15 protein-coding genes are annotated in these 12,732 nt (G+C 52.5%); 9 read left to right on the forward strand and 6 right to left on the reverse strand.

Translation table 11 applies throughout. The features are described 5' to 3' along the window. Nucleotides 1–14: 14 nt before the first annotated feature. Complete coding sequence (queF, locus tag IDSA_RS03075; RefSeq protein WP_034774096.1) at nt 15–845, reverse strand: NADPH-dependent 7-cyano-7-deazaguanine reductase QueF; 831 nt, start codon at nt 843–845, stop codon at nt 15–17. A 107-nt stretch (nt 846–952) separates the two neighbouring features. Between queF and IDSA_RS03080 the strand changes: the two genes are divergently transcribed. The 3 genes from IDSA_RS03080 to IDSA_RS03090 all read left to right on the forward strand — a co-directional run bounded on the left by IDSA_RS03080 (nt 953) and on the right by IDSA_RS03090 (nt 2,584). Beyond that, on the forward strand, nt 953–1,504 hold the full coding sequence (locus tag IDSA_RS03080) for a SecY-interacting protein Syd (protein WP_034774098.1): 552 nt from the start codon (nt 953–955) through the stop codon (nt 1,502–1,504). 77 nt (nt 1,505–1,581) lie between these two features. Beyond that, complete coding sequence (locus IDSA_RS03085) at nt 1,582–2,277, forward strand: GNAT family N-acetyltransferase (RefSeq protein WP_051986027.1); 696 nt, start codon at nt 1,582–1,584, stop codon at nt 2,275–2,277. Then, nucleotides 2,255–2,584 (forward strand): Mpo1-like protein, encoded by a 330-nt coding sequence (locus IDSA_RS03090; protein ID WP_034774099.1) that lies wholly within the window; start codon nt 2,255–2,257, stop codon nt 2,582–2,584. Before IDSA_RS03085 ends, IDSA_RS03090 begins: the two co-directional genes overlap by 23 nt. Here the strand turns inward: IDSA_RS03090 and IDSA_RS03095 are convergent. Together IDSA_RS03095 and IDSA_RS03100 are read right to left on the reverse strand one after the other, a co-directional pair. Then, a complete protein-coding gene (locus IDSA_RS03095) occupies nt 2,553–2,864 on the reverse strand; it encodes a DUF3301 domain-containing protein (protein WP_034774100.1) in 312 nt (103 codons plus the stop codon). The two genes, IDSA_RS03090 and IDSA_RS03095, sit on opposite strands and share 32 nt — an antisense overlap. Next, nucleotides 2,861–3,925 (reverse strand): DUF3549 family protein, encoded by a 1,065-nt coding sequence (locus tag IDSA_RS03100; protein WP_034774983.1) that lies wholly within the window; start codon nt 3,923–3,925, stop codon nt 2,861–2,863. The genes IDSA_RS03095 and IDSA_RS03100 overlap by 4 nt, the downstream gene beginning before the upstream one ends. Before the next feature lie 73 nt (nt 3,926–3,998). Here IDSA_RS03100 and IDSA_RS03105 point away from each other — a divergent pair, with 73 nt between their 5' ends. Both IDSA_RS03105 and truC read left to right on the forward strand, forming a co-directional pair. Further along, the gene (locus tag IDSA_RS03105) at nt 3,999–4,343 is read left to right on the forward strand and encodes a YqcC family protein (protein ID WP_034774101.1); all 345 of its coding nucleotides are present in this window, start codon (nt 3,999–4,001) and stop codon (nt 4,341–4,343) included. Further along, nucleotides 4,336–5,052: a tRNA pseudouridine(65) synthase TruC gene (truC, locus tag IDSA_RS03110; RefSeq protein ID WP_034774102.1), complete on the forward strand. Its 717-nt coding sequence runs from the start codon at nt 4,336–4,338 to the stop codon at nt 5,050–5,052. The genes IDSA_RS03105 and truC overlap by 8 nt, the downstream gene beginning before the upstream one ends. 29 nt (nt 5,053–5,081) lie before the next feature. On the opposite strand, the gene dapD is transcribed toward truC, so the two are convergent. The 3 genes from dapD to map are packed head-to-tail and all read right to left on the reverse strand — an operon-like array spanning nt 5,082 to nt 9,324. After that, complete coding sequence (gene dapD, locus IDSA_RS03115; protein WP_034774104.1) at nt 5,082–5,906, reverse strand: 2,3,4,5-tetrahydropyridine-2,6-dicarboxylate N-succinyltransferase; 825 nt, start codon at nt 5,904–5,906, stop codon at nt 5,082–5,084. Continuing rightward, on the reverse strand, nt 5,903–8,530 hold the full coding sequence (gene glnD / locus IDSA_RS03120) for a [protein-PII] uridylyltransferase (protein WP_034774105.1): 2,628 nt from the start codon (nt 8,528–8,530) through the stop codon (nt 5,903–5,905). The genes dapD and glnD overlap by 4 nt, the downstream gene beginning before the upstream one ends. A 2-nt stretch (nt 8,531–8,532) precedes the next feature. Next, nucleotides 8,533–9,324 (reverse strand): type I methionyl aminopeptidase, encoded by a 792-nt coding sequence (gene map, locus IDSA_RS03125; RefSeq protein WP_034774106.1) that lies wholly within the window; start codon nt 9,322–9,324, stop codon nt 8,533–8,535. Between the two features lie 269 nt (nt 9,325–9,593). Between map and rpsB the strand changes: the two genes are divergently transcribed. The 4 genes from rpsB to frr all read left to right on the forward strand — a co-directional run bounded on the left by rpsB (nt 9,594) and on the right by frr (nt 12,675). After that, complete coding sequence (rpsB, locus tag IDSA_RS03130; RefSeq protein ID WP_034774107.1) at nt 9,594–10,328, forward strand: 30S ribosomal protein S2; 735 nt, start codon at nt 9,594–9,596, stop codon at nt 10,326–10,328. A gap of 26 nt (nt 10,329–10,354) precedes the next feature. Continuing rightward, nucleotides 10,355–11,236: a translation elongation factor Ts gene (gene tsf, locus IDSA_RS03135; protein ID WP_034774108.1), complete on the forward strand. Its 882-nt coding sequence runs from the start codon at nt 10,355–10,357 to the stop codon at nt 11,234–11,236. A gap of 114 nt (nt 11,237–11,350) precedes the next feature. Next, entirely contained in the window at nt 11,351–12,106 is a 756-nt protein-coding gene (pyrH, locus tag IDSA_RS03140) for a UMP kinase (protein ID WP_034774109.1), read from the forward strand. Nucleotides 12,107–12,153: 47 nt separating this feature from the next. Then, on the forward strand, nt 12,154–12,675 hold the full coding sequence (frr, locus tag IDSA_RS03145) for a ribosome recycling factor (RefSeq protein WP_415752592.1): 522 nt from the start codon (nt 12,154–12,156) through the stop codon (nt 12,673–12,675). Nucleotides 12,676–12,732 lie beyond the last annotated feature (57 nt).

Raw genomic sequence — 12,732 nt, forward strand, 5'->3', positions numbered from 1 at the left:
CCTTATTATTAGTGTCATTGGCGGCTAAGCCGACCCGGCGCTGGCGCCGTTTCGAAGTCGGAGCGGAAGGGATTAATGTCCAGCCCGCCGCGCCTGGTATAACGTGCGTATACCGTAAGCTGTTTAATATCCAGCTGCGTTTTTAAATCGACAAACAGGCGTTCTACGCACTGTTCGTGAAATTCATTGTGGTGACGAAAAGAAACGATATACCGTAGCAGTGCCGCCCGGTCAATGGTTTTGCCGCGATAGCGGATCATCACCGAACCCCAGTCGGGCTGATTAGTAATCAGGCAGTTCGACTTCAGCAAATGGCTATGCAGGGTTTCAGTTACTTCATTATCGTCGCTATGGGCCAGCAAACCGGCATTATAGTCATATTCAGTAATAGCAATGTCCTGGTTATCCAGGCAATCGCCGGGCAGTTCAGTGAAAGGCTGCTGCTGGGCCTGCTGTACCGTCAGCAGCTTAACCTGCACGGTTGCGCCGGCACAGGCCGAGAGATCTTGTTGTAGCTGATCCCGGACTGCATCCCAGTCGGCCCACTGACAGTTATTGAAGCTATTCAGATAAAGCTTAAATGATTTGGATTCAACTAAACTCGGGCTGGTGGCCGGGATCACGAATTCGCCGACAGCGACTTGTGGCATACCGCGTGCGTTTAGCCATGAGAGTTCATAGCCGGTCCAGTAATCCTGCCCCTGAAAGGGCAGTTCACTCATTTCATTAAGCCCGATGGCACTGCGATTCAGCTGGCGGGGCACTGCCTGCAACAGGCCAGCATCAAAGGCAGTCGGGTAGTCGGTAGGCCGACCAAGGGATAAATGTCCTAGGGGTTGCTTCATCGAAACCGCTTATCTTGTTAAACTCAAATTGTCGTATAAATCTCATGCAGTCAGCCATTGTAGCGCTGACCTATGCTTGATACCAGTTTTCTACTCAGGATCTTAACATGACTGTACTCGAAAAAATGGACCAGCTGCTTGAAGCCTATCAGCAGTTTTATGCCGATAACGACAGACCGCTGTTGGTTGAAGCGAACCCGGAATGGCAGGCGCCTATCTATGGTGAACCGGCCGGTGACGACTGGGTGCGCTGGCAACCTATCCTGCAGTCAACACCGCTGGATTTCGGCGATTTGACCAATGCGCTTGAACAGCCATTCCATCCTGACTTAATGGCCTTCTATTCACGTTGGTTCGCGGCGGATCTGGCGGTTACCTGGCAGCAACATCCGTTGTGGCTGTTGCAGGTGCACGGGCCGGAAGACGGTGATCGCTTATTGAGTAATCAGGCCGGGCATGTATTGATGAAGCGGCGACTGAAACAGCCGATTACCTTGTTTATTGGTCTGGCTGAGGAAACTGATGATTTACTGCTGACAATGGATAACGAAACGGGCGCCGTAGGGCTGGAATTTGCCGGGCGTGAACAACATGAAGTGCTGGCCCCGAACCTGGCCGAATTCCTTGAGAATTTAAGCCCGCGGCTGGTGGATAATTAAGCCGGGATGGGATAATTTGGTGGGCCAGGTTACATAAACCAGACGAAACAAAACACACGCGACTAGCGAGAACAATAATGACAATAAGCAAACAGGCGCGATTGCGTGACGGACAGCTGCGCTATCTGGTAGCAGAGGAACTTAAGCTCGCGGCATCGCTGCTGTACCAGGCCTATCACGATGATCCGCTGTTGATGGATCTGTTCCAGGCAGACAAGGCTGATTATGAGAAGCGCCTGCGCGCCGCGATACGGGAAGAGCTTAACGCGTTCTGGGAAGCGGAACAGCCGATGATAGGTATTTTTGATGAGGACAGCCTGGTTGGCGTGGCCTGCCTGACCCGCCCGGGTAAAAGCTTCGGGCCGGGCAAATACTGGCACTGGCGCTTAAAGATGTTACTGACAGCGGGTTATGTCAGTACCCGTCAGCTTATCGAAAAGGAAGCCCTGATTCAGGAGGCAATGACGCAACAACTGGCGAATGGTGCCGGTGAGCAGCATTATCATATGCTTGCCTTCATAGCTGTGCACCCGCGTTATCAGCAAAATGGCTGGGGCCATCTGTTGATCGGCGCTGCCGAGCAGGTACTGGACGATGACAGTGATTCAGCGGGTATTGCCGTTTATATCACTCAGGCTAAATACCTGGCGCTATTCGGGCAGCATAACTATCGCAAGGTGACCGACCTGCAAGTTGGTGGTGTCGCGGGCGAACTTCTTTTTTATCCCCACACTGAAACAGCGGGAGCAGATGATGCAATTCAATTCGTTTAAGGAGTTCTACCCCTACTATCTGGCCGAACACTCGGATCTTCGATGCCGGGCAACGCATTATATTGGTAGTACCTTAGTGCTGGTGGTGCTGGCTTTTGCGCTGATAACGCAGCAATGGGTTTATTTGTGGCTGGTGCCATTAGTCGGTTACGGCTTTGCCTGGTTAGGTCACTTTTTGTTCGAACATAATAAACCGGCGACATTTAAGTATCCGGCTTATTCTCTGTTGGGCGACTGGGTGATGTATCGGGATTTCTGGCTGCAGCTACTGGGTATCAGGCCTCGGGGATCCGATAAGGCGGAGTAGTAATATTTACTAACCGCAAATTGAGCAGTTGCAGTTCGCCTTCATAGCGGCTCTGTTGATCGCTGCTGAAGGCAAAGTCATAATTGCTCAGCCAGCCAAAATGCCGGCCTTTTTTGGCCAGCTTGCCATTACGCCAGGCAATATCCAGAAACTGTAGCTGATGTTGCTGGCAGTAACGTAAGGCGTAACGGCGTGCCTGCTCAGCCTGGCGCCGGCCCTGCCAGAACAGCCAGAAGCCAGTCGCTACCGCCAGCAGCAAAATCGCATCCAGTAACATCATAAGGCGGCTCCGGAAAACGCCTGCCAGGCCTGTTGCAGAATCAGCGGCAAATCGTGTCGGCGTAGCAGTGATAATACATGCGGACGAATACCTGGCAGCCGCAGCAAATCAGCCGTCAGCCCAGCAAAAAGTTCATTGTTCGCACTGCCGGATTGGCTGGCCGAAGATTCAGCCAGTCGCAACATATAGAGCTCAAGCAAGTTCACTTCGTCCGGGCCTGGTTGCAATGCTGGCCACAGGCGTGCAGGGATGAGCACCAGTTCATCCGGATCCGGATTATTATTCAGGGTATGGGCAATAGCGCTGCGCACTGCAGCCGTTTCACCGGCAGCCGCACAACTGCGCAGCAGATTGAGGCGCCTGTGCCCTGGCTGAACTTCGCGCTGAACACGTTGCGCCAGGGCGTCAGTTACTACCCGCGGTGGCGACTGGTGCTCGAGCGCAACGGCCAGCGCCCGCTGCAACGGCTCCGGGTAGCCGACGAAATGATCAACGATTTGTTGGCCCAGCCGTTGGCCGGCAACCAGACGGGCTGCGACATCATGTAGCCCCTGCAAACCGATCTGCTGCCACTGTGGTGCATCAGGCCGCGCCAGAACACTCTCCGCGGTTTCGTAATGCACCGAAGGCGGCCGGCTCAGCCGGACGGTTAACCGGGCATGCAGTGCGGCGCGTTTTTCTTCAGCCGGGGTAAACAGGTAAGGGCTTTGCTGTAGTTGCTGGCGCTGTTCGTCGTTCAGGGCTGCGGTTACTTTGTTGCCCAGTAAGGTAAGCACTTGGGTAATAAATCCCTGCTGCGCCTGTAAATCCAGCAGACCACGCTCATCAAGTGGGAATTTAAGAAACCACAGAAATGGCTCGGTAGTGGTGGCCGCTGATTGCGACCAGAATACGATTGCCAGCCAGGCATGACCCTGCAGCGGAAAAGGATAGGGCGCCTGCTGCGCTTCGATGGCGGTAAATTCGGTGGTTTCGATAGCTTGCACCCGGCGGCCGAGGTCATAGATATAAAATTCGCTCTGGCCTGCGTTAAGTAAATCTGAAAGGGTTAAAATAGCCATTAAACTTGCATCACGCATCATTTTGCTGAAAGATGTTGGCCATTATATCGAGTTCCCCGTCTTGGAGATAGTAATGGACCAAAGACAGCGCGCCGCGAGGCTGTTAGAGCGCATTGAGGCTGAACTTAACTGTCTGGGATTGTGGCAGAATCAGCTTCCTTCTGCACAGGCACTGGCCAGTACTGAACCATTTGCCATGGATACCCTGGACTTTCATCAGTGGCTGCAATTTATCATGTTGCCACGGATGTGGGAAATCATTGATGGCGAACACCCGCTGCCACAGAATATTGCCGTCAGCCCGATGGCGACCCATGTGTTTCACGACGAATTAGAACACCATGAAAGCCTGATTCGTATTCTCCGCGAGTTTGATGCTTTATTAAGTGGTACGGATCCTTTAGCCGACGATGTCTGAGCTGCCAATACTATTGCAGGATGACTATCTGGTCGCAATCGATAAGCCTTCAGGCTTGTTGGTGCATCGTAGCTGGATTGCTAAGCAGGAAACGGAATTCGCCTTGCAGCAGGTGCGGGATCAGATTGGTCAGCATGTGTATCCGGTGCATCGCCTGGATCGGCCAACCTCCGGCATCCTGTTATTCGCAAAAGACCCTGACACCGCACGTCTGATGACCGGGCAGTTTACTGCGCGGGAAGTCCGGAAAACTTACCACGCCGTGGTACGGGGCTATCTGGATTCAGGAACGCTGGACTATCCGCTTAAAGAAGAACTAGACCGGATCGCAGATAAGCAGGCCGACCCGGATAAGCTGGCACAGCCGGCAGTGACCGATTATGTGTGTTTACAGCAAATTGAACTGCCATTTGCGGTGAGCAAAAAACACGCAACCTCACGCTACTCATTAATGCGGCTACATCCTCATACCGGGCGCAAACATCAGTTACGCCGGCATATGTCGCATCTGAGGCATCCCATTATCGGTGATACCAACCACGGTGATGGCCGGCATAATCGTTTCTTTCAGCAGCATTTTGATTTGCGTCGTTTATTGTTGGCGGCAACCGGCCTGGCTTTTACGCATCCGCATACAAAAACGGCAGTTCAGATTGAACTGCCGATTCCTGAAGAACTGCTGCGGCCGTTCGAAACCGCCGCTGATTAGCCGTTATTCTCTGCCCTTATTCTCCGCCGTTATTCTGCTGAACGCAGGAGCTCGTTGATACTGACCTTAGCGCGGGTCTGCGCATCCACCTTTTTTACAATAATGGCAGCGTAGAGCCCATGGGAGCCGTCTTTTGACGGCAGGGTGCCGGGTACAACCACAGCGCCGGCGGGAACGCGGCCAAAGTGGATCTGGCCGGTTTCGCGGTCATAAATACGGGTGCTCTGACTGATGTAAACGCCCATTGAAAGCACTGCGCCTTCACCAACGATAACGCCTTCGACAACTTCAGAGCGCGCGCCGATAAAGCAGTTATCTTCGATAATGGTCGGGTTGGCCTGCAGCGGCTCGAGTACACCGCCGATGCCAACGCCACCGGACAAATGGACGTTCTTGCCGATCTGGGCACAGGAGCCGACCGTGGCCCAGGTATCAACCATAGTGCCTTCGTCAACGTAGGCACCAATATTTACGTAAGAAGGCATCAGTACTACGTTGCGGCCGATAAAAGACCCTTTGCGGACCATCGCGGGGGGCACAACCCGAATACCCTCGGCACGAAAACGGGAGTCATCGTAGCCGATGAATTTGCTGTCGACTTTATCAAAGAAGCGGGTTTCGCCGCCGTTCATCAGGTGGTTGTCCTGAGTGCGGAATGACAGCAGCACAGCTTTTTTGAGCCACTGATGAACAATCCAGTTGCCGTCAATTTTCTCAGCGACCCGAAATTCGCCGCGGTCAATCTTCTGAATGACTTCGTCCAGATCCTCATGGAGCTGAGCGGAAACATTTTTGGGTGAGATGTCCGCGCGTTGTTCAAATGCTTGTTCGATGCGTTGCTGTAAATTGCTCATGTGGTTTCCTGTGTACTGTCCAGTGCTTCGATAATCCGGCTTTTCACCTGCTGGCGCTGCTGCTCATCAAGAGCTTCATTACGCCGGGTGGCAACGATGAACAAATCTTCTGCCTGTTCACCTACCGTGGTGATCTTAGCGGTTAAAATATTGAGATCCAACTCCTGCAGCACCTTAGCCACCCGCGCGACCAGGCCGGGGCGGTCTAATGCGGTCAGTTCAAAGGCGCTGCGGCGATGATGGCGCTCGGCGACAAATTCTACCCGGGTTGGTACGCTGAAGTTACGCAGCCGGCGGGGCAAGCGGCGCTGGCCGCCCGGAACCCGCTCACGCTGGCGTAACACGTCATGCAACTGTTGCTTCAGTGATTCGATATGGCGTGCATTGGTCAGGGGTTCACCGTTATCCAGCAGCACCACGAAGGTATCCATAACATAGCCGTCGCGGGTGGCCAGAATCTGCGCATCGTGGATGCTGAGCCCCTGGCTGTCCAGTACCGCCGCGACTGCGGCAAACAGGTATTCGTGCTCCAGATGATAGATAAAGAGCTCGGTGGTGCCCTGGTTATTCTCATCGCCCAACAGAATCAGTGGTAGCTGTTCATCGTCCCGCACGCCGAGAATGTGCTGGGAGTGCCAGGCGATTTGTTCCGGCTGGTGGCGGAGAAAATAATCAGCAGTAAAACGGCCCCATAGTTCCTGAACTTCGCGCGCCTGATAGCCGGCACTCAGTAACAGGCCCATGGCATGGGATTGGTGCTCATGAATACGCTGGCGCATTTCGCGGGCAGGGGAAGGCTTGCTCTGCTGCAGGAACTGGCTGGTGATCTGATAAAGATTTTCGAGCAGGGTGGCTTTCCAGTTATTCCACAGGCTGCTGTTGGTTGCCCGGATATCAGCGACCGTCAGGCAGTACAGGTAATCAAGTCGCTGCTGGGTATTCACCACCGCAGCGAATTCGCGCACGACTTCAGGGTCATGAATATCTCGTTTCTGGGCGGTAACGGACATCAGCAGGTGCTGACGCACCAGCCACGCGATTAAATCGGTATCGGCTTCATCCAGGCCGTGTAGAAAGCCGAAATTACGGGCGTCCTGCTCGCCGAGTTCCGAGTGATCGCCGCCCCGGCCTTTAGCGATGTCATGAAAGATGCCCGCCAGGTATAACAGCTCAGGCTTTGCCATTTTGCTGACCAGTTCGGCGCATAGCGGGAAGTCTTGATTAAACTCAGGATCCTGATAGCGATAAAGGTTACGGACCAGCCGGAAAGTGTGTTCATCAACGGTGTAGGCGTGAAACAAATCAAACTGCATCTGCCCGACAATCTGCTGCCACTGGGGCAGGTAATGCGCCAGGATCTTATGCTTATGCATAAAAGTGAAAGCGCTACCGCAGCCGTTCGGATGCCGCAGAATTTGCATAAAGAGCTCGCGGCATACGGGATGATCGCTTAGCGGCTGTTCCATTTGGCGTCGGGCGTTTCGCAGCAGGCGAATGGTGTGCGCCTGAATATGCGTAATGTCCGGGTGCTGGGCAATAACTAAAAAGAACTCAAGGATCTGATGGGGTTGTTCGAACACGCCTTCGTACCGCGCCGCTATGGTACGACCGATCAGCTGAAAATTCTGGTTCAGATTTTCACAACTGGTGCGATCTTCACGCCCGAGAATGGCCTGCTCAAAAAACTGCAGCAGCATGGCGTTCAGTTCGCTGACGCCCACCACGGCATTAAAATAGTCTTTCATCATGGCTTCGACGGCACGCTTGCCGGGTTCGCCATAACCCATGCGCGCCGCTACGCCGGGCTGATAATCAAACAGCAGGCGGTCTTCTTTTTTGCCGGCTTCCAGATGCAGCGCAAAACGAATCCGCCATAAGAATTCCTGGTATTCCCGTAACTCGAGCAGCTCAGATGCCGTGATGTAGCCGTATTGCACCAGGCTACGATCATTTTGCGTACGGAAATGCCGTTTGGCGATCCAGCCGATAGTCTGAATGTCGCGCAAGCCTCCGGGGCTACTTTTTACATTGGGTTCAAGATTGTAGGAGGTGCCGTGATAGTGCTGGTGGCGCTCTTGTTGCTCGGCTAATTTGGCCTGATAAAACGCGCGACTGCTCCAGGGTAGCTGGTGATGCACCTGTTGCCGTAGTTGCTGGGCTAAATCTGCATTTCCACACAGCAAGCGGTGTTCCAGCAAACTGGTGGCGACGCTGACCTCAGCCTCGGCTTCTTCCATGCACTCAGAAATGGTGCGGACACTGTGGCCAACGTCAAAGCGCAAATCCCAGAGCAACTGAATAAATTGGGTAATGGCCTCGCTGGTTTCGGCGTTAAGCGGTGCCTGGTGTAAAAACAGCAGATCAATATCAGAGCCGGGGTGCAGGGTGCCACGACCATAGCCGCCGATGGCCAGCAATGCCAGATCGGAGCTGGCAAGTTCAAATTGTTGCCAGAGCTGTTGTAATAATTGGTCAACGAAGGTGCTGCGATCGGTTAGCAGGGATTCGATATCAGCGGTGACAAAGGCATTAGCGGACCAGTCCTGGTAGCGCTCAGCACATTCACGGCCGGCGCTAAGCGTCAGAGGCTCAGGCCAGCTTATGCCCGCCGCGGTGCCGGACATGCTTAATCGTCCCGATGGCTGATAGTACGCGGGAAATCTTCATCGCTGCGCAGGGTAAGCACCTCTACACCATCCTCGGTGACCAGCAAGGTATGTTCCCATTGGGCACTCAGACTGCGATCCTTAGTTAATACCGTCCAGCCATCGCGCATCAGCTTGGTCTGGCGCTTACCGGCATTGACCATAGGTTCAATGGTAAAGCACATACCGGCTTCCAGCAGATCACCGGTACCAGCGGTGCCGTAGTGCAGGATTTGCGGTTCTTCATGAAACACCGCACCAATCCCATGGCCGCAATATTCACGGACGATGGAATAGCCGTGTTCCTCAGCATATTTCTGAATGACTGCCGCGAAGTCGCCGGTGCGAATACCCGGGCGCACCATACGGATAGCCTGGTACAACGACTCCTGGGTTACGCGAATCAAACGCTCAGCGAGGATGCTGGGCTGACCGACTACAAACATTTTTGAGGTATCGCCGTGATAGCCGTCTAGTTTGACCGTCACGTCCAGATTCATAATGTCGCCGTCTTTGAGCGGCTTCTCATTGGGGATGCCGTGGCATACCACGTGATTAAGCGAGGTGCATACCGACTTTGGAAAGCCATGATAGTTTAACGGCGCCGGATAGGCATCGTGGGCGACGATATAATCGTGACAAATCTTATCCAGTTCAGCAGTGGTGATACCGGCTTTGACGTGGGGTCCGATCATTTCCAGTACAGATGCGGCCAGCCGTCCGGCGGCGCGCATTTTTTCGATTTCTTCCGGAGTTTTTATCGTAATAGCCATAGTTAATCGCGTAATCTAATGAGTAAGGGCGCTACAAGGGCGCGAGTAAGGCGCTAGTTTAGCAGTTCGCAGGCCGCCGGCAAAGCACAAAACCTGGCATTAAAACTTGCGACAAACCCGCTTTTCATGGTATAAAGCGCCCGCAATTTCGATTGCAGAAGTTAATTAAACACACACATACATCGACACATAGGTCGGGGTGCTCCGGGTCTGCCGGGGTCGAACTATGGGATGTATGGAGGCATAACCCCTTATAAAGGAAAATTATCATGGCAAACGTGTCAATGCGTGACATGCTCAAAGCTGGTGTGCATTTCGGCCACCAAACCCGTTTTTGGAACCCGAAAATGAAGCCTTATATTTTCGGTGCTCGTAATAAAATTCACATCATCAACCTTGAAAAAACTGTGCCTATGTTCAACGACTCGTTGAATTTCCTGCAGCACGTTGCTTCAAATCGCGGCAAAATTCTGTTTGTTGGTACTAAGCGCGCAGCAGCCGACGCGATTCAGCAATCAGCTAACGATTGCCGACAGTTTTATGTGAATCATCGCTGGTTAGGCGGCATGCTGACTAACTGGAAAACCGTTCGTCAGTCAATCAAGCGTCTGAAAGAACTGGAAACGATGAGCCAGGATGGTACTTTTGAAAAGCTGACCAAAAAAGAAGCGTTGGTTAACACCCGCGAAATGGAAAAGCTGGAAAAGAGCCTTGGCGGTATCAAAGATATGGCCGGTCTGCCGGACGTACTTTTTGTTATCGATGCTGACCACGAACATATCGCTATTAAAGAAGCGAACAATCTGGGTATCCCAGTAATTTCCGTGGTTGACACCAATTCAAACCCTGATGGCGTTGATTATGTAATTCCTGGCAACGACGATGCAATCCGTGCAGTGCAACTGTATCTGAATGCAGCAGCCAGCGCGATTAACGAAGCGCGTGGCGGAGTTGTTGAAGGGAAAGCTGCTGACGATTTCGTTGAAGCAGAAGAAACTGAATAAAGTCATCTGATTAGAGGACAAGATACATGGCTATTACCGCAGCTATGGTTAAAGAATTACGCGAGCGCACTGGCGCTGGCATGATGGATTGTAAAAAAGCTCTGGAAGAAACCGGTGGTGATATCGAAGCGGCAATCGAACTGATGCGTAAAAGCGGTCAGGCGAAAGCAGCTAAGAAAGCTGGCCGCGTTGCTGCCGAAGGCGTCATTTTGACTAAAACCGAAGGTAATGTCGGTACTTTAGTTGAACTGAACTGCGAAACCGATTTTGTTGCCCGGGATGAAAACTTCCTGAACTTTGGTGAAAAAGTTATCAACGTTGCTTTTGCAAACAAAGAAACTGACGTTGAAAAACTGAAAGAAACCGAAGTCGAAGGTGGCTCTACCGTAGAAGAAGCTCGTTCAACCCTGGTTGCTAAAATCGGTGAGAACATGAACGTTCGTCGCGTGACCACTATTACCGCTGGTGATTTGGTTGAGAGCTACGTTCACGGCGGCCGGATCGGCGTATTAGTCGCTATTACCGGTGGTGATGCTGAGCTGGCTAAAGATATCGCGATGCATGTGGCGGCAAGTGCACCACAATTCGTGAAACCGGAAGATGTTGACGCTGAAGTTGTAGAAAATGAGCGTCGCATTCAACTGGATATCGCAATCCAGAGCGGCAAGCCGCAGGATATCGCTGAGAAAATGGTTGAAGGCCGGATGCGTAAGTTTACCGGTGAAATCAGCCTGACTGGCCAGGCATTTGTGAAAGACCCAGCAATGACTGTTGGGGAACTGTTGAAGCAAAAAGGTGCCGATGTAGTCACTTTCGTACGTTACGAAGTGGGTGAAGGTATCGAGCGTAAATCAGAAGATTTCGCTGCTGAAGTTCAGGCACAAATGGCTGCTGCGAAAAAGGCGTAATGCCAGTGTCGCAACCGACGACCAGAAGCAAATAACAAAAACCGCAACCTGCCTGGCAGGATGCGGTTTTTTTTCGCGTATACTAATCAGCTAATCAGCACATGGAGCAAATCGATGACAGCAACACCTAAACCAGCCTACCGCCGTATTTTGCTGAAGCTAAGCGGCGAAGCCCTGATGGGCGACGAACCCTTTGGCATTGATGCAAAAGTACTGGATCGTATGGCGCAGGAAATTAAAGAACTGGTCGAGCTCGGTGTTCAGGTTGGCCTGGTGATCGGCGGTGGCAATTTATTCCGCGGCGAAGGCCTTGCCAAAGCGGGCATGAATCGCGTGGTTGGCGATCACATGGGCATGCTGGCGACGGTTATGAATGGTCTGGCGATGCGGGATGCCCTGCATCGGGCTTTTGTGAACGCACGGCTGATGTCGGCCATTGAACTCAACGGTGTCTGTGACAGCTACAATTGGGCCGACGCAATTAGCCTGCTTAAATCGGGCCGGGTGGTTATTTTTTGTGCCGGTACTGGCAACCCGTTCTTCACGACCGATTCCGCCGCCTGTCTGCGTGGCATTGAGATTGACGCTGAACTAGTGCTGAAAGGTACCAAGGTGGATGGCGTGTACTCCGCCGATCCGAACAAAGATCCCAAGGCCGAATTATTTAAACAAATCAGTTATAATGATGTACTGGAACGGCAGTTAAAAGTCATGGATCTTGCAGCCTTTACCTTAGCGCGGGACCATAACTTACCTATCCGGGTGTTTAATATGAATACTCCGGGTGCGCTGCGAGCGGTGATTATGGGTGAAAAAATAGGTACACTTATAGGTACTGAGCCAGTTAGTAAAAAAGCGATAACAGATTAAGGGAAAGCAACGTGATAAACGAGATTAAACAAGACGCGAAAGAACGCATGGAGAAAAGCCTGGAAGCTCTGCGTTCACAGATATCAAAAATCCGCACCGGACGTGCACACCCCAGTCTGCTGGACGGCATCGTGGTCCCTTATTACGGAACCGCCACGCCATTGAAGCAACTGGCTAACGTGACGGTGGAAGATTCCCGCACGCTGGCTTTGACCGTATTTGATAAGTCGGCATCGGGCGCTGTTGAAAAAGCCATTATGACTTCGGATCTGGGGCTGAACCCAAACTCGGCGGGTAATGTTATCCGGGTTCCACTACCGGTATTAACGGAAGAACGTCGTCGCGACCTGGTGAAGGTTGTCCGTGCTGAAGCCGAGCAGGGACGTGTGGCTATTCGCAACATCCGCCGCGATGCCAACAGCGACTTAAAAGAACTGCAGAAAGAGAAAGAAATCTCTGAAGATGATGAGCACCGCGCGGCAGAAGAGATTCAGAAGCTGACCGATGCCTATATCGCGAAGGTTGATCAGTTACTGGAAGAAAAAGAAAAAGACTTGATGGAAGTTTAAGCGATTGCTTATTTCCTGCATTGGTAGACAGCGCCGTGTCAGTTATACTTGCACGGC

The sequence above is a fragment of the Pseudidiomarina salinarum genome (genome assembly GCF_000753715.1).
Lineage (GTDB): Bacteria > Pseudomonadota > Gammaproteobacteria > Enterobacterales > Alteromonadaceae > Pseudidiomarina > Pseudidiomarina salinarum.